Annotated in this window: 18 protein-coding genes; 9 read left to right on the plus strand and 9 right to left on the minus strand. The window is 64.2% G+C overall.

The window, feature by feature from the left end; translation table 11 throughout:
• Positions 1-26: 26 nt before the first annotated feature.
• Genes KY494_RS08210 through hemC form a run of 4 tightly spaced genes read right to left on the minus strand, consistent with a single transcriptional unit; the run spans position 27 to position 4083 of the window.
• Positions 27-1193 (minus strand): heme biosynthesis protein HemY, encoded by a 1167-nt coding sequence (locus tag KY494_RS08210; RefSeq protein ID WP_258194917.1) that lies wholly within the window; start codon positions 1191-1193, stop codon positions 27-29.
• A 34-nt stretch (positions 1194-1227) separates the two neighbouring features.
• On the minus strand, positions 1228-2388 hold the full coding sequence (locus tag KY494_RS08215) for a uroporphyrinogen-III C-methyltransferase (protein WP_219135608.1): 1161 nt from the start codon (positions 2386-2388) through the stop codon (positions 1228-1230).
• A complete protein-coding gene (locus tag KY494_RS08220; protein ID WP_219891528.1) occupies positions 2385-3167 on the minus strand; it encodes a uroporphyrinogen-III synthase in 783 nt (260 codons plus the stop codon). The genes KY494_RS08215 and KY494_RS08220 overlap by 4 nt, the downstream gene beginning before the upstream one ends.
• Positions 3160-4083: a hydroxymethylbilane synthase gene (gene hemC, locus KY494_RS08225; protein ID WP_258194918.1), complete on the minus strand. Its 924-nt coding sequence runs from the start codon at positions 4081-4083 to the stop codon at positions 3160-3162. The genes KY494_RS08220 and hemC overlap by 8 nt, the downstream gene beginning before the upstream one ends.
• A gap of 308 nt (positions 4084-4391) precedes the next feature.
• Between hemC and ppc the strand changes: the two genes are divergently transcribed.
• From ppc to KY494_RS08240, 3 genes are all read left to right on the plus strand, one after another.
• Positions 4392-7232 carry a phosphoenolpyruvate carboxylase gene (gene ppc, locus KY494_RS08230; protein WP_219890574.1) on the plus strand — a complete coding sequence of 947 codons (2841 nt, stop codon included), beginning with the start codon at positions 4392-4394 and terminating at the stop codon, positions 7230-7232.
• Positions 7233-7409: 177 nt separating this feature from the next.
• The gene (locus KY494_RS08235; protein ID WP_219890575.1) at positions 7410-9206 is read left to right on the plus strand and encodes a PAS domain S-box protein; all 1797 of its coding nucleotides are present in this window, start codon (positions 7410-7412) and stop codon (positions 9204-9206) included.
• Between the two features lie 55 nt (positions 9207-9261).
• The gene (locus KY494_RS08240; protein ID WP_219890576.1) at positions 9262-10401 is read left to right on the plus strand and encodes an HAF repeat-containing protein; all 1140 of its coding nucleotides are present in this window, start codon (positions 9262-9264) and stop codon (positions 10399-10401) included.
• 66 nt (positions 10402-10467) lie between these two features.
• On the opposite strand, the gene rpoD is transcribed toward KY494_RS08240, so the two are convergent.
• The gene (gene rpoD, locus KY494_RS08245; protein WP_219890577.1) at positions 10468-13020 is read right to left on the minus strand and encodes an RNA polymerase sigma factor RpoD; all 2553 of its coding nucleotides are present in this window, start codon (positions 13018-13020) and stop codon (positions 10468-10470) included.
• A gap of 567 nt (positions 13021-13587) precedes the next feature.
• On the opposite strand from rpoD, the gene KY494_RS08250 reads away from it, so the two are divergent.
• From KY494_RS08250 to KY494_RS08260, 3 genes are read left to right on the plus strand one after another with little or no spacing between them, the layout of a single operon-like run.
• Positions 13588-14097, plus strand: a complete 510-nt coding sequence (locus KY494_RS08250) for a ProQ/FINO family protein (RefSeq protein WP_219890578.1) — start codon at positions 13588-13590, stop codon at positions 14095-14097.
• Between the two features lie 9 nt (positions 14098-14106).
• Positions 14107-14754 (plus strand): 3'-5' exonuclease, encoded by a 648-nt coding sequence (locus KY494_RS08255; RefSeq protein ID WP_219890579.1) that lies wholly within the window; start codon positions 14107-14109, stop codon positions 14752-14754.
• Between the two features lie 20 nt (positions 14755-14774).
• Positions 14775-15203 (plus strand): SMI1/KNR4 family protein, encoded by a 429-nt coding sequence (locus KY494_RS08260; protein WP_219890580.1) that lies wholly within the window; start codon positions 14775-14777, stop codon positions 15201-15203.
• 21 nt (positions 15204-15224) lie between these two features.
• Here the strand turns inward: KY494_RS08260 and KY494_RS08265 are convergent, their stop codons facing one another.
• Complete coding sequence (locus KY494_RS08265) at positions 15225-15572, minus strand: DUF4870 domain-containing protein (RefSeq protein ID WP_219890581.1); 348 nt, start codon at positions 15570-15572, stop codon at positions 15225-15227.
• Positions 15573-15661: 89 nt separating this feature from the next.
• A complete protein-coding gene (locus tag KY494_RS08270; RefSeq protein WP_219135618.1) occupies positions 15662-17083 on the minus strand; it encodes a PLP-dependent aminotransferase family protein in 1422 nt (473 codons plus the stop codon).
• A 153-nt stretch (positions 17084-17236) separates the two neighbouring features.
• Here KY494_RS08270 and KY494_RS08275 point away from each other — a divergent pair, with 153 nt between their 5' ends.
• The gene (locus KY494_RS08275) at positions 17237-17965 is read left to right on the plus strand and encodes a c-type cytochrome (RefSeq protein ID WP_219890582.1); all 729 of its coding nucleotides are present in this window, start codon (positions 17237-17239) and stop codon (positions 17963-17965) included.
• Entirely contained in the window at positions 17962-19236 is a 1275-nt protein-coding gene (locus KY494_RS08280) for a cytochrome c (RefSeq protein WP_219890583.1), read from the plus strand. The genes KY494_RS08275 and KY494_RS08280 overlap by 4 nt, the downstream gene beginning before the upstream one ends.
• Before the next feature lie 53 nt (positions 19237-19289).
• Here KY494_RS08280 and KY494_RS08285 read toward each other — a convergent pair whose 3' ends face one another.
• Positions 19290-19925: an SAM-dependent methyltransferase gene (locus KY494_RS08285; RefSeq protein ID WP_034758744.1), complete on the minus strand. Its 636-nt coding sequence runs from the start codon at positions 19923-19925 to the stop codon at positions 19290-19292.
• Between the two features lie 188 nt (positions 19926-20113).
• On the opposite strand from KY494_RS08285, the gene KY494_RS08290 reads away from it, so the two are divergent.
• A complete protein-coding gene (locus tag KY494_RS08290; RefSeq protein WP_219890584.1) occupies positions 20114-20908 on the plus strand; it encodes a head GIN domain-containing protein in 795 nt (264 codons plus the stop codon).
• Here the strand turns inward: KY494_RS08290 and KY494_RS08295 are convergent.
• Positions 20905-21792, minus strand: coding sequence for a dihydrodipicolinate synthase family protein (locus KY494_RS08295; protein WP_219890585.1), 888 nt, complete (start codon positions 21790-21792; stop codon positions 20905-20907). The genes KY494_RS08290 and KY494_RS08295 overlap by 4 nt on opposite strands.
• Positions 21793-21807: the final 15 nt, after the last annotated feature.

Raw genomic sequence — 21807 nt, forward strand, 5'->3', positions numbered from 1 at the left:
GGCTTTTTTACGTCTGATGAAATGGCTTACAGGATGGTAGCCAGCGCGCACTGCCGGTAATGCGCGGCGGCCTGTTCCGTTTGCTGCAAGGCATCGTGCATCTGTGCCAGCTTCAGGTGGGCGTCGCGCACCATTTGCGGCTCGCTCGCGTCCGACAAAGCCTGCTCCAGGTGGCGCTGGGCCTTGCCCCACAGTTTTTGCTTGAGGCACAGGGTGCCCAGGGTCAGCGCCAGTTCCGCATCGAGCGGACGCTGTTTCATCCATTGCTCGCAATGCTCGATCTGCAGCAGCAGGGCCGGCGTGCCGGCCGGCGCCGCCGCTTCGCGGTAGGCGCGCACGACGCGCTCGTCCCAGTCGGCGGCCAGCGACTCTTCGCACACGAGGCGCGCTTCGTCGTGCAGGCCGCGCGCATTCAGGGCCGTGGCGGCGCGGCAGGCGATATACGGCTTGACCCGATCGCTGCTGGGCACGGTGGACCAGACGCGCATCAGCGATTCGGCGTCATGCGAGGGGTCGGACAGCAAATGGTCATAGGCCAGCTCGCGCAGGCGCGACGACAGGGCCGGATGCAGGGCGCGGTGCTTGTCGAGCGAACGCACGAGGCGCAGCACTTCCGGCCAATTCTTCGCCTGCTGCTCGGCCTTCAGCGACCATTGCAGCGCGTGGATGTGGCGCGTGCCGCTGGCATTGAGTTCGCGCACGGCCGCCAGGGCCGCTTCCGGCTGGTGGTCGTCGACCAGCAATTCCGTCACCGTCATCAAACGGGCCGTTTTCAGGCTGGCATCGCCCTCGACACGGGCCAGCCAGCTGTCGCGGCGCTCGGACTGACGCATGCGGTGGGCGGCGCGCGCGCCGATCAGCGCGGCCAGGCCGGCATTTTCTTCCAGCTCGGCGGCGCGCAGGGCGGCCTTCTCGGCATGGCCGAAACGGCCTTCGAACAGGGCTTTCAAGGCTTCGCGCAAGCCCTTGTTGCCATCGCGCTCACGCTTGCGCTGGCGGTAGGCCGCCACTTGCGCCGGCATGCGCACGGTGGCGCGCACGGCGCGCACCAGCAGGTACAGCAGCACGAACAGCGCGACCTGCAGCAGCAGGAAGAAGTTCAGCGACAAATCGATGCGGTACGGCGGATAGAACAGCACCACGTTGCCGGGATTAAAACGGGCCGTCACGGCGATACCGATCGCTGCGGCCATCAGGGCGAGTAACCAGAGAAATAGACGCATGGGCTCAGGACTTCGCTTTGTAGTTGCGCACAGCCGTCAGGCTGTCGGACAAGGTTGGCATTTCGATGGCCAGGTTGCTGCCCTGCACCTGGCGCAGCAAGGCTTGCGCCGTCTGCGTGCTCTTGGCGCGGGTGTCGAAATACTTGGCCAGCGCATCCTGGGCGGCGATCAGGTCATTCCTGAACGCCGTTTCATTGCGCGACAACAAGGCCATGCGGGCATTCAGCAGGCGCAGCTTGACGTTTTCCCGCAAGAAATACGATTGCGTCGGCGACAGCATCAGCGCTTCCGGCGTATCGACTCGGCGGATGCGGATCAATTGACGCACGTCATTCCACATGTCGCCGCTCCAGGTATTGAAGCCGTCGCGCACTGTTTGCAGCAGCGGTTCCGGCGCCGGCGGTCCGACCAGCTTGCCGCTGGCATCGCGCACGGGCTTGGCCCCGGCCTTGGCCTTGCCCGGTTTTTCCGGCGCGGCCGGCAAGGCCGGCGTTTCGTCGGACAGCATCGGCAAGGCGTCGATCTGGGCGATCACGGCATCGAGGCGCAGGGCCACGCCCGTCGAATCGACGCTGGGCAGGGCCTTGAGTTTTTCCATGTCGCGCCCGATGGCGCGGCGGATGGTGATGAATTGCGGCTTGTCGGAACGCGACAGGCTGCGGTCCGCGTTTTGCAGAGCGATCAACGCGCCGGGCACGTTGCCGGCCAGTTGCAGCTGCTGGCTGGCCGTCGACAGCACTTGCTCGATTTCCGTCAGCGCCCACTCGTCGCGGTTCTTCGACAAGTCGTTGTACAGTTGTTCCAGCGCAAGCTGCTGGCTTTGTGTTTCGCTCTGGCGGTTTTCCAGCGCGCCCACCTTGATTTGCAGCTCTTTCGTGCCTTCTTGCACGTTGCGCGCCAGCACACCCGTTTCGGCGTTGCTGACATCGCCCTTTTGCAGGCGCTTGGCCACTTCTTCGCGCAGGTTGCGGATCTGCTTGCTGGTCGACCAGCTTTGCGCCGCCAGCAGCACGGCCAGCACGATGACGGCGATGCTCATGGGCTTTTGCAGCTGTTCCAGCAGGGTCGGCGCGCGGCCGGCAGGTTGGTCGGCCGCCTGCGGCGCCGTCTTCACGGTGCTGCCAGGCGTTGCATTCGGTTCGGAGAGTGTAGGCATTTCGTTCATGGTCGTGATTGTAACGCGGCGAGCACGCCTGCGTCGCCTGATCCTGTCAAGGTGACACGGGCAAAACCCAGGGCCGCCGCCGTTTGTGCAATGCGCGCGTGCGGCACGATCAAATGCTGCTGTTGCATTTTTGCAACAACCATCTTTTCATCGCCCATTTCGCCCAGCAGCGCCAGCAAACCGCGCAGCGCTTCCGAGCTGGTGATGATCCAGTCATTATTATGCTGCAACAGGTTTTCCAGGGTCGCCCGCAAGGCCGGCGTCAGCTTGGGCACCTGGCGGCGATAGGCTGTGACGAACTCGACTTCGGCGCCGGCCGCGCGCAAGCCGTCGGCCAGGTAGTCGCGTCCGCCGTCGCCGCGCACGATCAGCACGCGCTTGCCGCGCAGGGCCGGCAAGTCCAGCGCCAGCAACAGATGTTCGGAATCGCTGCGCGCCGTGTCAAACGGGCTGGTGATGCTGGCGTTGGCATCCGTGACGCCATGCGCGGCCAAGGCCATCCGGCTGCCCTCGCCCACCACGGCCAGCGGCACGCCAGGCGGCCAGGCGGACAGCTGCGCAAAGACGCAATCGATGGCGTTGGGCGAGACAAAGGCCACCAGGTCGTATTCCACCAGGCGCGCCAGCACGGCTTGCAGCTGCGCGCATTCATCGTCGCCATCGAGCGCGTGGATTTCCAGCAGCGGCAGCAGGGTCACGCGCCAGCCCAGCGCCGCGATCCGGGCGGCCAGCGGCCCCGCTTGCGCCGCGGGCCGCGTGATCACCACGCTGTCAGGCATGCGGCGCCAGGCCTTCATGGTTGTCGGGTGTAACGGCGCACGAGGCGAGGATGCCGGCGGCGTCCTGGCCGCGCAGCAGTTCGGCCACCTGTTCGCCCAGCAGTTCCGGCGCGCTGGCCGGGCCTTCAAGCTCGGCGCTGGCCATGCGCGCGCCGTCCGGCGTGGCGACCATGGCGCGCAGGCGCATCTGTTCGCCCTCGACGGTGGCAAACGCGGCCAGCGGAATCTGGCAGCTGCCGCCGAAAATCTTCGACACCTTGCGCTCGGCCGTGACGGCTTGCGCCGTGGCCGTGTGGTTCAGCGGCGCCAGCAGGCGCACCAGGTCGGCGCCGTCAACGCGGCCGCTGCGGATTTCAATCGCCATGGCACCCTGCCCTGCGGCCGGCAGGCTGTCTTCCGGCGCCAGCACGGCGCGGATGCGCGCTGCCAGGCCCAGGCGTTTCAGGCCGGCGGCGGCGAGGATGATGGCGGCGTAATCGCCACGGTCCAGTTTGCCCAAACGCGTATCGAGGTTGCCGCGCAGGGGCAGAATCGTCAGGTGCGGGTAGCGCGCGGCGATCAGCGACTGGCGGCGCAGGCTGCTGGTACCGACCACGGCGCCGTGCGGCAGCTCGGCCAGGCTGGCATAGTCGTTCGAGACGAACGCGTCGCGCGGGTCTTCGCGCTCGAGGATGGCGGCCAGGCTGTAGCCTTCTGGCAACTCCATCGGCACGTCTTTGAGCGAATGCACGGCCAGGTCGGCGCGGCCTTCTTCCATCGCCACTTCCAGCTCCTTGACGAACAGGCCCTTGCCGCCTACCTTGGACAGGGCGCGGTCCAGAATCTGGTCGCCGCGTGTGGTCATGCCGAGAATTTCAACGCTACACCGCGGATACAGGGCGGCCAGGCGCGCACGCACATGTTCAGCTTGCCACATGGCAAGACGGCTCTCGCGCGTGGCGATCACCAGGCGGGCAGGAATATTTTGGGTCAATTCGGATGCTTTCAAAACAAGTTCTTTCGCTGTGGCTGTCGTTGTCGTTGCCAATTCGCCTGCCCGATATCAATTTTGTATCGGGTGGCGCCCGGCATCGCTATAATCGTTATCCCTTAGCCTAGAAGGCCAAGTCAGGCTAGCGTCCATGTTGAAGACCACAAATTTTATCATGCGCCCCTCCCCTCTGCGGCCAAACGCCCGGTGCGATCCACATTCCCTTGCTTTTACACTTACTTTGGTTCTTTATTATGCTCAATGACGCAGTAGCACCAGAAATAGTTCCAGCGGCCGCTTCCGACAAGGATGCGCCACTGAAAGAAGATATCCGCCTGCTGGGCCGCCTGCTGGGCGACGTGTTGCGCGAACAGGAAGGCGACGCCGTCTTCAATGTGGTGGAAACCATACGCCAGACCTCCGTGCGCTTCCGCCGCGAAGCGGACGCGGACGCCGCGCTGGAACTCGACGCCATGCTGAAAGAACTGAGCCGCGAACAGACGATTTCCGTGGTGCGCGCCTTTTCCTATTTTTCGCACCTGGCCAACATTGCCGAAGATCAACACCACATCCGCCGCCGCCGCGCCCACCTGCTGGCCGGCTCACCGGCGCAAAAGGGCAGCGTCAGCTTCGCGCTGAAAAAACTGCGCGCCGCCGGCGTGCCGCGCAAGACGGTCGACACCTTCTTCCAGGACGTGCTGATCGCCCCCGTGCTGACGGCCCACCCGACGGAAGTGCAGCGCAAGAGCATCCTCGACGCCGAGCACGACATCGCCCGCCTGCTGGCCGAGCGCGACCTGCCGCAGACGCCGAAAGAGCGGCACGCCAACATGCAGCTGCTGCGCTCGCGCGTCTCCACGCTGTGGCAGACGCGCATGCTGCGCTACTCGAAGCTGACGGTGGCCGACGAGATCGAAAACGCCCTGTCCTATTACCGCATCACCTTCCTGCGCGAACTGCCGGGCCTGTATGACGACATCGAGGACGATATCGCCGCCGAATACCCGAACGGCGACGGCACGATCGAGCCGATCAATGCCGCCTACGTGCAGATGGGCAGCTGGATCGGCGGCGACCGCGACGGCAACCCGAACGTCAACGCGGGCACCATGCAGCACGCGCTGGCGCGCCACGCCACCACCATCCTCGACTTTTACCTCGACGAAGTGCACGCGCTGGGCGCGGAATTGTCCGTCTCGACGCTGATGGTGGGCGTGAGCGCCGCACTGCAGGCACTGGCCGATCAGTCGCCGGATGCCTCGCCGCACCGCAGCGACGAACCGTACCGCCGCGCCCTGATCGGCATCTATGCGCGCCTGGCCGCCACCGCCCGCGCGCTGGGCGCCACCAACATCCTGCGCAAGGAAGTGGGCGCGGCCGCCGCCTACCCGGACGCGGCCGCCTTTGTCGCCGACTTGCGCACCATCGTCGCCTCGCTCGAAGCGCACCATGGCGCGGCCCTGGTGCGCCCGCGTTTGGCCACGCTGGCGCGCGCGGCCGACATCTTCGGTTTCCACCTGGCGTCGCTGGACATGCGCCAGACCTCCGACGTGCACGAGCGCGTGCTGGCCGAGCTGTTCGCCAAGAGCGGCGTGGCCGCCGATTACACGTCCCTGTCCGAGGAAGACAAGCAGGCACTGCTGCTGAGCGAACTGGCCCAGCCGCGGCTGCTGTACTCGCCCTATATCAGCTATGCCACGGAAACGGATTCCGAGCTGGCGATCCTGCGCGCGGCGCGCGACATCCGCCAGCGCTACGGCGCGCGGGCCATCCGCAACTACATCATCTCGCACACGGAAACCGTGTCCGACCTGCTGGAAGTGTTGCTGCTGCAAAAGGAAACGGGTTTGCTGCGCACCGACTGGCAAGCTGGCGACAGCAGCTGCGAGCTGATGGTCATCCCCCTGTTCGAGACGATCCCCGACCTGCAGCGCGCGGCCGGCATCATGAGCGAGGTCATGGCCTTGCCTTTGGTCAAACAATTGATCGCCAAGCAGGGACAGTTGCAGGAAGTCATGCTCGGCTATTCCGATTCGAACAAGGATGGCGGTTTCCTGACCTCGAACTGGGAACTGTACAAGGCGGAACTCGCATTGGTGAGCGACTTCCAGAAGGCCGGCGTCAAGCTGCGCCTGTTCCATGGCCGTGGCGGCACCGTGGGCCGTGGCGGCGGACCCAGCTATGAAGCCATCCTGGCCCAGCCGCCGGGCACCGTCAACGGCCAGATCCGTCTGACGGAACAGGGCGAAATCATCGCCTCGAAGTTTTCCAATGCGGAAATCGGCCGGCGCAACCTGGAATTGCTGGTGGCCGCCACCCTGGAAGCGAGCCTGGCGCCGCAGGCGGCCAATCCCGCGCACGCAAGCGAGCTGGCGCAGTTCGAAGCCGTGATGGCGCAGCTGTCGGACCTCGCCTACCACGCCTACCGCCACCTCGTGTATGAAACGCCAGGCTTTACGGAATATTTCTTCTCGGCCACGCCGATTGCGGAAATCGCCGAGCTGAACCTCGGTTCGCGCCCCGCCTCGCGCAAGGCCAACCAGCGCATCGAAGACTTGCGCGCCATTCCCTGGGGCTTTTCCTGGGGCCAGTGCCGCTTGCTGCTGCCGGGCTGGTTCGGTTTCGGCAGCGCCATCGAGGCCTGGATCAACGATGGCGAGCCAGCATCGAAAGATGACAGGATCGCCACCCTGCGCGCCATGTACGCCAAATGGCCGTTCTTTGCCACCCTGCTGTCGAACATGGACATGGTGCTGGCCAAGACGGACCTGGCGATTGCCTCGCGCTATGCGGAACTGGTGGCAGACCAGGAATTGCGCGAACGCATCTACAAGCGCATCACGGACGAGCATGGCAACACCTTGCGCTGCCTGGAGCTGATCACCGGCAACACGGAGCGCCTGGCGGGCAATCCGCTGCTGGCCCGCTCGATCCAGAACCGCTTCGCCTATCTCGACCCGCTGAACCACTTGCAAGTGGAATTGATCAAGCGCAACCGCGCCCTGTCGGCGGAAAGCAAGATCGACGAAAGGGTCCACCGCGGCATCCAGCTGTCGATCAACGGCGTGGCGGCCGGCCTGCGCAACACGGGCTGATCACGCCAGGCTGCCATCGGCAGACAAGGGCCGGCACTGCAAGGGCCGGCCCTTTTGCTTGCCCAATTGCAAAATATTCTCAATAAAACAACAATTAGTATTACACTAGCGGTAGACACCTTCCTCACTTCGGCCCCATGCACACCGCAGCGGCCAACCATGACGCCAGGGACGCGGATGAGCAAATGGTCGATTGAAACGCTGAGTGCGGCCTGCGCCGCCCTCATCCTGATCATGCTGGGTGGGCTGGCGGGCGCGGCCTGGCCGGCGCTCGGCTTCTGGGAACATGTCTGGCTGGCCCTGCTGCTGGCGACCGCCGCCGGCACGGCCATGTGGCTGATGCGCAGGCTGCGCGCCCACCTCGCCAGCACGCGTTCGCAGCTCGATGCCAGCGTCATGCGCTACCGGCACCTGAGCGAAACGGCGCAGGACGGCATGTGGCAGACGGATGCGCAAGGCCGCATTCTGTACGTCAACCAGCGCCTGTGCGACATGCTGGGCGTCCCCGCCGAGCAGCTGCTGCTGCACTCCATGGAAGAATTCCACGACGAGGCCACCTTGCTGCGCCTGTGTCCGCTGCGCCAGACGGCGAGCGATAGCTGCATGGGCGAACTGCATTACCAGCATGGCGACGGCACACAGCGCTGGGCGATGCTCAGCGGACGGCGCCTGTACGACCAGCACGGCACTGTGACGGGCGCACTGGTGCTGGCCAGCGACATCACCGAACACAAGCGAGCCGAACACGCGTTGAGCCTGGCCCATGCGGAGCTGGAAAGCCGCGTGGCCCTGCGCACGGCCCAATTGCTCGATGTAAATATCCAGCTCTCCGCGGAAATCGCCATGCGCGCACAAACGGAAGCGGCCCTGGCGCGCAGCGAAGAGCGGCTGCAGGACATCATTTCCATGATGCCCCTGTCGCTGTTCCTGAAAGATGCCGATTCGCGCATCGTGCTGATGAACCAGGCCTGCGAGCAGCAATGGGGCGTGCGCCACCAAGACATCGCCGAAGGGCGCGACCTGCAACACTTTCCCAGCGATCAGAACACGGGCTTCCACGCGGCCGACCAGGAAGCGTTTGCCAGCCGCAAGGTGGTGATACGCGAAGAACTGGTATGGAACGCGCAATTGCAGGAAAATCGCCTGGTGCAGACGCACAAGAAACCCGTGTTTGACGCGGAAGGCCGGCCGCAGATGATCATCGCCATGGCCGTCGACATCACCGACAGCAAGCGCAACGAGGAAAACCTGGAGCGCACCTTGGCGCAATTACGCGAACTGAGCGACCACCAGCAAACCATCAAGGAACAGGAAAGACGCCGCATCGCGCTCGATATTCATGACGACCTGGGCCAGAATCTGATGGTGCTGCGCATCGATGTGTCGCTGCTGCACGCGCGCACGGCCACCACCCACCCGCACCTGCATCGCCACGCACAGCGCGTGCTCGACACCATCGACGCCACCATCCGCTCCGTGCGCACCATCATCAATGACTTGCATCCCAGCACCCTGGAGCTGGGACTGGGCCCGGCGGCCGAGTGGCTGATCCGCCAGATGGAGAGCCGTGGCACCATCCGCTACCAGCTCACGCTCGACAGCGAGGCGCCCGACCTGGGCCTGGACCAGCGCCAGACATCGGCCATCTTCCGCGTGCTGCAGGAATCGCTGTCGAATATCGTGCGCCACGCCCAGGCCAGCGAAGTGGAAGTGGCGCTGACGCAAGATGCGGACGCCATCGTGCTGCGCATCAGCGACAACGGCATCGGCATGCAGCCGGGCGACCACGGCAAGCGGGCCGCCTTCGGCCTGAAAAGCATACGCGAACGTGTCCATGCGCTGGGCGGCGAACTGCGCATCGACAGCCAGGCGGGCCGCGGCACGGCGCTGGCCATCCACCTGCCCCAGCAGGCAGGCCAGCAGCATGTCGATCATGCCAAAACACAAAAATTAGCAAAAACAGTAGTAAATTAAGTATGCATTTGCGGCATAAAAAAGTATAGTAAGTTTTTTCTTTGAGGAAACTATCATGCCGCCACGGTTCGCCTGCTTCCCCGCCCCACTGCTCGGCCTGCTCCTGCTGGCCGCCATTCCCACCGCCAGCGCCACCATGTATGCCGAACGCGGCTTTGGTGAAAGGGATGGCAATGGCAGCATCGCCTCCGACCTGAACCCGGCCGGTCTGGTGGCCGGCATCATCATGGAAGAAGCAGGACGGCGCCGCGCCGTGACCTATCAGCATGGCCGCATCCGCGAACTGGGCACCCTGGGTGGCAATGAAGGCTTCACCAAGGCCATCAATACCCATGGCGTGGTGGTGGGCTCGGCGCAGACGGCCGCCGGCGCCTGGCACGCCTTCCGCTACGACGCGGCGGGCGGCATGCGCGACCTGGGCACCCTGGGCGGCACCAGCAGCTATGCCACGGCCATCACGCGCGACGGCATGATCGCCGGCTATGCCGACACCAGCGCCGGCGATTTCCACGCCTTTGTCACGAAAGCCGACCACAGCCTGCAGGACCTGGGTACCCTGGGCGGCGCCAGCAGCTATGCCAGCGGCTTGAACAGCCATGGCGTGGTGGTCGGCACGGCGCAGCGCGGCGACGGCTACCGCCGCGCCTTCGTCTACCGCCCCGGCACGGGCATGCAGGAAATCGGCACCCTGCCCGGCGGACGCATCAGTTCAGCCACCGCCATCAATGACGCCGGCCTGATCGTGGGCGCGTCGGAAACGGAGAAGCGCCGCTGGCACGCGTTTGCCTGGGACGGCAAGCGCATGCTCGACCTGGGCGCCCTGATCGGCCAGGGCGACAGCTACGCCACGGCAGTCAACGCGGCCGGACACGTCGTCGGCAGCGTCAGCATCAAAGGCTTTGAACCGATGACTTTTGTCTACAAGGAAGGCGTGATGACGGTGCGCCGCCGCGACGACGGCCTGTACCTGACCAACAAGATCACCGATGCGGGCCTGGTGGTCGGCGCCATCTACACGGGGCACAAATTCCAGGCCTTCGCCGTACCGTCGCAAGCGGCTCCCGCACCACAGCGCAGCAATCCATTGGACTGGCTGCTCATCACCATCCTCATCTCCGCCAGCGGCGTGGTGCTGTACAAATTGCAGCGCAACTATCGCATGGGCCTGCTGGGCGCGCGCACGCGTTTCATGTAAGCCAACGCTACGGATGGACGAAAAAAAAGAGGCTTGCGCCTCTTTTTTTGTGTGCTTGCCCTACGCTTAGTTTTGCGTGAGGAAAGTCTTGAGTTTGTCCGAACGCGAAGGCTGGCGCAGCTTGCTCATGGCTTTCGCCTCGATCTGGCGGATGCGCTCGCGCGTCACGTCGAACTGCTTGCCCACTTCTTCCAGCGTGTGGTCGTTCGACATTTCCACGCCGTAACGCATACGCAGCACTTTCGCTTCGCGCGGCGTCAGGGAATCGAGCACTTCCTTGATCACGTTGCGCATCGACGCATGCAGCGCGGCGTCCAGCGGCGCCAAAGTCGTGTTGTCTTCGATGAAGTCGCCCAGTTGCGAATCGCCATCTTCGCCCATCGGCGTTTCCATGGAAATCGGCTCTTTGGCGATCTTCATGATTTCGCGCACCTTGTTTTCCGGCATTTCCATCTTGACGGCCAGGGTCGCCAGGTCCGGTTCGCTGCCCGTTTCCTGCATGATCTGGCGCGAGATGCGGTTCATCTTGTTGATCGTTTCGATCATGTGCACCGGCACGCGGATGGTGCGGGCCATGTCGGCGATCGAACGCGTGATGGCCTGGCGGATCCACCAGGTGGCGTAGGTCGAGAACTTGTAGCCGCGACGGTATTCGAATTTATCGACCGCCTTCAGCAGACCGATGTTGCCTTCCTGGATCAGATCGAGGAATTGCAAGCCGCGGTTGATGTATTTCTTGGCGATCGAAATCACCAGACGCAAGTTGGCGACCGTCATTTCGCGTTTCGCGTGACGCGCGCGCTTTTCGCCGGCGGCCATCTGCTTGTTGATCTTGCGCAAGTCAGCCAATGGCAGTGCCACGCGCGCTTGCAGGTCGATCATCTTCTTTTGCAGTTCCTTGACGGCAGGCACGTTGCGGCTGAGGATGGCGCTGTACGGATACTTGCAATCGACTTCGCGGTCGACCCATTCCAGGTCGCATTCATTGCCCGGGAACACCTTGATGAAGTGGGCGCGCGGCATGCCGCATTTGTTCACGCACAGTTCCAGCACGGCGCGCTCGATGTGGCGCACTTCTTCCATCTGGCCGCGCAGGGTGTCGCACAGCTTTTCGACGACCTTGGCCGTGAAGCGGATGCCCAACAATTCCTGCGAAATGGCTTCCTGCGCCTTGATGTAGGCTTTCGAGTTGTAGCCCTCGGGCGCCTTGCGCATCTTGTCGTACTGCGTCGAAATGACGTTGAATTTCTCCAACGCATTCTTTTTCAGCTGGGCCAGCTGTTCGCTGGAGAAACCGGCCGCGCCGCCATTGGCGTCGCCGTCTTCTTCCTCGGCTTCTTCTTCCTCTTCCTCGTCGTCACCGCTGGCGGCGGCGGGCGCGGGAGCGGCGGCGGGTGCCGGGGCATTGCTTTCGTTCAAGTCGACAAAGCCGTCGACCACTTCATCGACCTTGATTTCGTCGCGCGCGATTTTTTGCGACAAGGCGACGATTTCGCCGATGGTGGTGGGGCAGGCGGAAATGGCCTGAATCATGTCCTTCAGGCCGCCTTCGATGCGCTTGGCGATCTCGATCTCGCCTTCGCGCGTCAGCAGCGCCACGGCGCCCATTTCACGCATGTACATGCGCACGGGGTCGGTGGTGCGGCCGAAGTCGGAGTCGACCGTCGACAGGGCGGTCGCGGCAGCCGCTTCCACTTCATCGTCGCTGGTGACGGTGGCGACGTTGTCGGTCAACAACAAGCTTTCCGCGTCAGGGGCGCGCTCGTAGACGGCGATACCCATGTCGTTGAAGGTGGCGATGATGCCTTCGATCGCTTCCGGGTCGATGATGTTTTCCGGCAATTGGTCATTGATCTCGGCATAGGTGAGGAAGCCGCGTTCCTTGCCCATGTTGATCAAGCCCGTGATCTGCTTGCGGCGGCGTTCCAGGTCCGCTGCCGACGCTTCCGGATCGCCCAGCGCATCGGCCAGACCGCCCTTGGCCTTGCGATCGCGCGCTTTCGACACGGCCTTCAATTCGGCCCGTTCGACGGCGTTCAGTGCTGCCACTTCATCGTTTTCCGGCGTGAATTCGCTTGGCTTGCGGCCACGGCGGCCTGGCACCTTGACGGTCGGCAAGAAGTAATTCGAGGTATCGATGGCGGCCAGGGCATCGGCGTCCGTGGTCTTGCTGACCACTTGCGCGCCGGTGATGATGGTCACGGGCGCCGCTTCAGGCTTGGCGCGCACGACTTTCGAACGGGCTGCCGTCACCACTTTATTCGTGGCGGCGCTTTCGCTGATCTTGCGCGGCGCGGCCGGGGCCTTGGCGCCGGGGGCGATCTTCACGCTCGGCGTCTTGACAGGTGCAGCGTCGGCCACTTCGGTCACTTCGGCAACGGCTTCGACAGCCGCCGCTGGCGCTTCGGCAGCCGACTCGGCCGGCGGCACGGCGGCCAGGCGCGAACGGCTTTTCTTGACCACCGTCACGACGGTGGGCGCCGTCGTGACGGTGGCTTCCGGATTGTCTTGCGCATTATCGATGAAGTAAGATAAAGTCGTTTTGGGTACGGCAAGTGGTGCCGCGGCTGGGCGTGGCGCCTTGGCGGACAACGTTAAAGTTTTTGGCGTATTCTTCATGAGATATCTCTTAATGCGAGACCAGATGGTGTCGGCGCGAAGTGAATGATTCCACCTAAGCCTGCGAAACCGGACTCGATGGAGCGTATTGTTGCGGCTGCCGTTAACGGCAGCGGCGCCTGCTTATCAGGGCGCTCAAAGCCCGCGCATCCCGTAATGAGGGCGGCGGGGCCGAAGCCGGATCAGATAAATAAGCGATGTACATTGCGGAATGAAAAAAAGCCCGTACCAGAACGGGCTTGAATCTATTGTTCTTCAGTGAAGACACAGCGGAGAGCAAGATTATGCACGAAGGCCAGTTATCTGGATAATTGATAAGCAAAATATCCGATATCAAAAATACTAATAATTGAGGCCCTGCACCGCACTGCTCCTATCCCCTGCCCACCTGAGCCAGACCGTCAAACACGGGGTCCAGTCATCAGCGCAAGCCGACATTATACACATTTCCCGCATTTCGCGCTGCGGGCACTGTAGTACGGACCCGCTTATCTCTGTGCAAGTTGCCAAAAAAGACAATGCACTTGCCTGTGGCGCGTGCTATGCTCCCCTTTTATAGCCCAACCAATGATGTCGATGACCAGCTCCACGCCAGACCAGCAAGCCACCACTCCTGACACGCCAGTCGATGCAGCCCCAGCGGCGGCACCGGCCGCAGCGACCACGCCGGCGCCTGCCGGCCTGACCGCACGCGCCCTGCTGAAGCAGTTCCAGGAGCAATTCCCGCCATTCCGCGATTGTCTGCCCTTGTCGATCGGTATCGACAAGCAGATCCTGGCGCGCCTGCCGGACCTGGACCGCAAGCTGATGCGCACGGCATTGGGCATCCACACGGGTTCGCTGCGCTACCTGCGCATGATGGAAAAAGCCAAGATCCGCTACGACCTCGACGGCACGGCCGGCGCGGAAGTGACGCAAACCCACCGCGACCACGCCACGCAAGTATTGCAGCAGCGCTTCAAGAAAGAAGCCGAGCGCAAGAAAGCCGAACGCGACGCGGCCGCCGCCGAAGAAGCGAACCGTTTGCGCCTGGAAAAACTGAATCAGCTGACCGCGAAATTCTCGCGCAAAGGCTGATCCGGTTTCATGGACACAGCTGCCGCACCGCCACTGCCCCCGTATCAAGGCATTGCACTCGAGCACGTCAAACTGGTACGCACCAGTGACGATGCCAGGGCAGCCATGGCCGCCCTGCTGGCCGCCGATGCCATCGGCTTCGACACGGAATCGAAGCCCACGTTCGTCAAGGGTGAGTCCTCCACGGGACCGCACCTGATCCAGCTGGCCACCGACGACATCGCCTACCTGTTCCAGGTGGGCAGCACACCGGCGCCGGCCCTGGCCGAACTCAAGGCCATCCTCGAATCGACCACCACCCTGAAGGTGGGCTTTGGTTTGTCCGACGACGTCAAGCGCCTGCGCAACAAGCTGGGCATTGCGCCAGCGCAGGTGCTGGACCTGTCCGTCGCCCTGCGCGGCGGCCAGCGCAACGACCTGGGCGCCAAGACGGCCGTGGCCAAGTTCTTCGGCCTGCACCTGCAGAAATCGAAAAAGATCTCCACCACCAACTGGGCCACCTCGCGCCTGACGGAAAAGCAGATCCTGTACGCGGCCGACGATGCGCAAGTGGCCCTGCGCGTGTACCGCCGCTGGATCGCCGATGGCGGTAAAGTCGCGCCGCAAAAAGCCCCGCGCGCCAGCACGCCGCCTGTCCCGCCGCCTATCGCCGCCTGAGCCGGGCACCTTCCTGCAACATGAGCAAGAGCAAGTCCATCGGCACCACGCCTGACGCGATCGCCGCCGCCGAACAGGCACTGGGGCGAACGCTGCCCCTGTCCTACGTGCAATGGTTATTGGTCAACAATGGCCGCGCGCTGGGCGCCTTGAGCGTGTTTCCCGTCTACGACGCGGACTATGCGCGCAAGACGTGGGAATCGATAGAGCGCCATTACCGCACGAGCTGGCAGGAATGGCTGGAGAATGTGGGCGCGAACGACAGCGATGCCAGCGCCCTGCTGCCCTTTGCCCAGTTCGGCACAGGCGATTACTATTGTTTTGATTATGCGCAAACGGGGCCCACCGGTGAGCCGGTGGTCGTGCTGTGGTCGCACGAAACAGGCGCCACCAGCACGGTGGCGCCCGACTTTGCCGCCTTCCTGGTCCTGCCCGGCCGTCCGGGATGAAACCCGGCGGCCGAGGCAAGCTTATTTGACGAGGCGCAAGGTCAAGGGATAACGGTAAGTGATGCCATTGCTGGCCTTGACGGCGGCAATGATGGAAAACACCAGATTGCCCAGCGCCACCAGCCAGAACATAAAAATGCCGATGATGACGAAAGTCAGGATAAAGCAGACGACGTACCAGATGATCAGGGTGATCTGGAAATTCAGCGCTTCGCGGGCGTTCTCAGCCGAAAATTTATCCGCATCATCCTTCTTGATCAAATAAATGATCAGCGGCGCCACCCATCTGGTGAACAGGCCGCCAATATGGGACAGGATGGCGATCGTCGTATCTTGCGTACGACCCACTTCCGGCTGCGTGTTATCCATTATCATTCCCATCATTAGTTATAGATACATCAATATAACAGTAATATTTCTTTTTGAAATGAAACACTTGCTGCCGCAAGGGACTTTTTTCATGCGGCGCTTGCCGCCGCCAACGCCAGCCGCCCCAGCGTGGCGATGGCTTCTTCCAGCTGCGGACTCCACGGGTGGCCGTAATTGAGACGGATGCAATGGCGAAACGCGCGCGTGGCGGAAAAGATGGGACCGGGCGCGATGCTGATGCCGGCCGCCAGCGCGCTGCGGTGCAAGGCCAGCGCATCGATGCCCACCGGCATTTCCACCCAGACGAAATAGCCGCCCTGCGGCCGCGTGACCCGCGTGCCGGGCGGAAAATGCACGGCGATGGCTTGCAGCATGGTGTTTTGCTGCGCCGCCAGGGTCAGCCGCAACTGGCGCAAATGGCGGTCGTAGCCGCCGTGCGCCAGGTAATCGGCCAGCGCCATCTGCAGCGGTATCGGCGCCGACAGGCTCGTCGTCAGCTTCAGGCGCTCGACCTGGCGCGCATGGCGGCCCGCCACGGCCCAGCCCAGGCGGAAACCGGGTGCCAGGGTCTTCGAAAACGAGCTGCAATGCATGACCATGCCCGCGCTGTCATGGCTTTTCGTCAAGCCGGGGCGCTGCTTGCCGAAATACAGCTCGCCATACACGTCATCTTCGATCAGCGGCACGCCATGGCGCGCCAGCAGTTCCACCAGTGCGCGTTTCTTTTCCGGCGGCATCAGGCTGCCCAGCGGGTTCTGGAAACTCGTCATCAGCCAGCACGCCTTGGGCTGGTGGCGTTGCAGCAACTCTTCCAGCGCCGCCAGGTCGACGCCGTCGCGCGGGCTGGTGGCAATTTCCACCGCCTTGAGTTCCAGCCGCTCCAGCGCCTGCAAACAGGCATAGAAGCTGGGCGACTCGATCAGCACCGTGTCTCCGGGCCGCGTGACGGCTTGCAGGCACAGGTTCAGCGCTTCCAGCGCGCCATTCGTGATGACAATGTCGTCGCTGGACACGAGCACGCCGTCGAGCTGGTAGCGCAGCGCGATCTGGCGGCGCAATTCCGCATTGCCCAGGGATAAATCCGTGACCGTGCTCCACGGATCGAGGCGGCGCATGCTGGCCGACACGGCCCGCGCCAGCCGTTCCATCGGGAACAGATGCGGACTGGGAAACGCCGAGCCGAACGGCACGATATCGCGCGCGCCGACGGCGCCCAGCACCTCGAACACGAGGTCGCTGACATCGACGGTGGTGCTGGCGTCGAGCGGGCGCGAACTGTCCGGCTCAGGCGCCAATGCAGCGCGCTGCGGCGCCACGTAATAGCCGGAGCGGGGACGCGAGACGATCATGCCGCGCGCTTCGAGCAAATAATAGGCCTGGAACACCGTCGACGGGCTCACGCCGCGCCGCGCATGCTGCTGGCGCACGGAAGGCAACTTGTCACCAGGCAGCAACAGCTGCGTGCTGATCATGGCGGCGACTTCTTCCGCCAATTCCTCATATCGTTTCAACCTTGCTCCTCAAACTGATCCGTATTTTTATTACACAACTGATCCTGTCACAGTGACAGCGCCCGTTATATGCTAGGGTAACAACATCCGGGCAGCAACACCGGCACGCCATATCGACCGATGAGACAGGTGATTTTTCCCATGCAACTCTCCATGCTACCGCATTCCCCCCTCGTGCTGGTGCTGGCCCTGGCTTGCGCCTTGCCCGGCATGGCGCTGGCCGCACCGGCCAGCGTGCCGGCCGGCCACGACAGCCTGGAACAGCGCATCAAGGCGTGCACGGCCTGCCATGCGCCGAAGGAACGCCACGACGCCTTCTTTCCCCGCATCGCCGGCAAGCCGGCCGGCTACCTGTACAACCAGCTGCTCAATTTCCGCGAGGGAAGGCGCCAGTATCCGATGATGAACTACATGGTCGAGCACTTGCCGGACGATTACCTGCGCGAAATCGCCGAGTATTTTGCGGCGCAACACCCTGCCCCGCCGCCGGGCCAGCCCAGCAACGCCGGCACGACAGCCCTGGCGCGCGGCAAACAGCTGGTGCTGCACGGCGACAGCGGGAAAAAGATTCCCGCCTGCATCGCCTGCCATGGCGAGAAGCTGGCCGGCGTGGCGCCCGCCATCCCCGGCTTGCTGGGCTTGCCACGCGACTACATCAACGCCCAGCTGGGCGCCTGGAAGAACGGCATCCGCCGCGCCCATGCGCCCGACTGCATGGCGCAAGTGGCGCAGCGCCTGTCGGATGCGGACGTGGGCGCCGTCTCGGCCTGGCTGGGCACGCAAGTGGCCAGCGCCGACGCGCGCCCCGCCAGCGGCATCACCCTGCCCCTGCCGCTGCACTGCGGCGGCGTGCCGGGTTCTGCCGCGCAGGTGGCGCCATGAAGAAATGGATGATCGCGGCCGGCCTGGTGCTGATCGCCGGCGGGAGCGCCAAGTTCCTGCTGTACCCGGACGACGACATCGGCCCGCCCGCCGTTGCCAGCACCCTGAGCCAGCAACAGCTGGTCGCGCGCGGCGCCTACCTGGCCAAGGCCGGCGATTGCATGGCCTGCCACACGACGCGCGGCGGCGTGCCCTACGCGGGCGGACGGGCCTTGCAGACGCCGTTCGGCAAGGTGCTCTCGCCCAACCTCACGGCCGACAGGGAAACGGGCATCGGCAGCTGGACGGCAGACGATTTCTGGCGCGCCATCCACAACGGCAAGTCGAAAGATGGCCGGCTGCTATATCCGGCCTTTCCGTACACCAGCTACACCAAGGTGCAGCGCGAGGACAGCGACGCTCTGTACGCGTATTTCCAGAGCGTGCCGCCGCACCGGCAAGCGAACGCGCCGCACGCGCTGCGCTTCCCCTACAACCAGCAGATCGCGCTGGCCGCCTGGCGCGCGCTGTATTTCAAGCCGGGCGTGTACCAGCCGCTCACCAGTAAAAGCATGGAGTGGAACCGCGGCGCCTACCTGGTGCAGGGCCTGGGCCACTGCAGCGCCTGCCATAGCAGCCGCACCACCCTGGGCGGCAGCGACGACGGCCTGTCCGGCGGCCTGATCCCCGTGCTGGGCTGGTATGCGCCCTCGCTGACGTCGGACGCGGAAGCGGGCCTGGGCGACTGGGACACGGCGCATATCGTGGAATTGCTGCAAACGGGCGTCTCGCCGCGCGCCACCGTCTTCGGTCCCATGGCCGAGGTGGTGCGACAAAGCTTGCAGCACATGGGCACCACCGACGTGCAGGCGATGGCCGTGTACCTGAAAAGCCTGCCCGCCCCCGCGCAGCCGTCGAAAAAGGCGCCGCGCGACACGTCGGAGCAAGCCCGGCAGCAACTGGCGCTGGGCGCGAAACTGTATGAGGCGCAATGCGCGAGCTGCCACCAGGCCGACGGCAAGGGCGTGCCGCCCGGCTACCCGCCGCTGGCCGGCAACCGCGCGCTGACGACGGACTCGGCCGTGAACGCCATCCGCCTCGTGCTCAACGGCGGCTTTGCGCCCGGCACCAGCGGCAACCCGCGCCCCTACGGCATGCCGCCGTTCGGCCCCGTCATGGATGATGCGGAAGTGGCGGCCGTGGTGACGTATCTGCGCGCGTCGTGGGGCAATGATGCGCCGGCGGTGTCGGCGCTGGAAGTAAACAAGTACCGCAGCGTGCCGCTGGAGTAGCAGACATGAAAAAGCCGGCTCGCGCCGGCTTTTTACTTGTCAGGCAACCGCTCTCAGCGGAACTTGCTCTTGTGCCCCGTTTTCAAGTCCAGCGCATAGCGCACGCCGTTGTCCGTCAGCATGACTTCATCGGGCGGCTCCTCGCCGGCCAGGGCGCCGTCGATCAGGGGCAAGCCTTCGCCCTTGCGCATCAGGTCATCGCAGCGCTCATACACGTTCGCACAGCCCGTGGAAGCCATCAGCGATTGCACGATGGCCACTTTCCACGCGTCGACGCCGCCGGCGTTGAATTCGCAGATCAGATAGCCTTGCACGCCGCCAAACAGCTGTACCACCAGGCCCGGCAAGCCCTCGTCTTCGCCCTTGATCAGGGTCAACAGCTGGTTCTCGCCCGCCTTCTTGATAGCCGGCAGCTTTTTCTCGATGGCGGCCTTGACGCGGCGCTTGATCAGCGCGTGGTCGACCGGTTCGTCTTCCTTGAAGCTCCAGATGCGCGCGCGGATCTGCGACTTCGAATTGTAGGCGGCGCGGGCGATGAATTGCTTCGACGAGCTTTGCACGATGGCCGTCGAGCCGGGCTTCATTTTTTCCTGCGGCTTGCCTTCGACTTTTTCAATCGCGGACGCGTAAATCCACGATTGGCCCAGCAAGCTCTTTTCCTTGCCCTGTTTGATGGTGATGATCAGCATGTAATTCCAGTAGTGTGAGCGGCGCGTACCGCTCGTCGTATGTCCAATACCGGCATGATACCTCATGCCATCCTGTCGCATCCTCCTGCATTCCATGCCGCTGCCGGCGCAGTCTGTCGCAGCGCGGTTCGCAGGCGCCACCGGCTGGCATACCATGCCTGCAGTCCAATTCAAAACAGGGAGCAAGAATGACACAGCCACTTTTCCACCCGCGCCACCGCCGCCACGCTGGTGCCGCCACCGCCCTGCTGCTGGCCGTCTGCGCCCTGGCCATCCCGGCCGCACCGGCGCTGGCGTCGCCGCTCGACTGGATCTCTGGCAACAGCATCCAGGGCAGCGGCAAGCTGCAAAAGCAGACGCGCGAAGTGGGCAGTTTCCATGCCGTGGCGCTGAACGTGCCGGGCACGGTCGAATTGCGCATTGGCAACACGGACAGCATCACCATCGAGGCCGACGACAATATCCTGCCGCTGATCGAGACGGTGGTGGAAAACGGCACCTTGCGCATTCGCCCCGCCAGGCGCAATACGTTTTTCCGCCAGAGCAACCTGACCATCGTCATCCAGGCGCGCCAGGTGGAACGCATCAGCGTGGGCGGCTCGGGCAGCATCACGGCGACGGGCTTGCGCGCCGAGAAGCTGCGCTTCGACGTGGGCGGTTCCGGCTCCATCGATGCGCGCGACCTCGACAGCCGCATGACCTCCATTTCCATCGGCGGCAGCGGCAACTTCAAGGCCAGCGGCAAGACGGAACAGCTGACGGCCTCGGTCGGCGGCTCGGGTAATATCCAGGCGGGCCGCCTGGCCGCGCGCGAGGTGCAGGTGAGCATCGGCGGCTCGGGCGAGGCGCAAGTATGGGCCAAGGATGACCTGAGCATCAGCATCGGCGGCTCGGGCGAAGTGAGCTACTACGGCGATCCGCGCATCAGCCGCAGCATGCAGCGCTCAAGCAGCATCAAGCGCCTGGGTGCCGCGCCGAATTAGGCCGTCAGGCTGGCCAGCACGGCGGCCAGCTCGCGCGTGGCCGCCTCGCCCAGCGGCTGCAGCGGCGCTCGCGGCGTACCCACATCAAAGCCCCGCAGCGCCAGGCCCGCCTTGACGGTGGGCGGCAAGCCCCCTTTCATCAGGCATTGCAGCAATGGCAATTGCTGGAAGAACAGTTCGCGCGCGCGCGGCAAGTCGCCCGCCTGCACGGCCGCATACAGGGCCAGCGGCAAGCCCGCATGCAGGTTCGGCGCGGCCGTGCACCAGCCGCGGGCGCCGGCCGCCAGCGCGGCGAAGGCCAGGGTGTTGCTGCCGTTGTAGAACGGCAACTCGCCCCCGCTCAGCTGCGCCAGCCGGTGCATGCGCTGAACGTCGCCCGTGCTTTCCTTGACCATCGTCACATTCGGCACCTCGCGCCAGATGCGCACGATCAACTCGGGCGACATGTCGATACCGCTGGTGGCCGGATTGTTGTACAGCATGATCGGAATACCCACGGCAGCGCCGATGCGCGCCACGTGGCGCACGATTTCTTCCTCGCTCAATTTCCAGTACGACACCGGCAAGACCATCACGGCGTCGGCGCCCTGCTTTTCCGCAAAGCGGGCGCGGCGCATGGCGCCCGCCGTGGTCAGGTCGGAAATGCCCACCACCGTGGGCACGCGCCTGGCGACGGCGGCCAGCGAGGTGGCGGCGACGGCATCCCATTCCCCATCCTGCAGGTAGGCGCTCTCGCCCGTGCTGCCCAGCGGGGCGATGCTGTGCACGCCGTCGGCGATCAGGCGCTCGATCAGTTGCTGCAGGCGCGGCAAGTCGACGTCGCCGCCGTCGGCCATGAACGGGGTGACAGGGTAGGCAATGATGCCTTGAAATAAGGTTTGCATGATGTGGTGTCCTCC

Origin of the sequence: Janthinobacterium sp. PAMC25594, from assembly GCF_019443505.1 — a bacterium.
GTDB lineage: Bacteria > Pseudomonadota > Gammaproteobacteria > Burkholderiales > Burkholderiaceae_D > Janthinobacterium.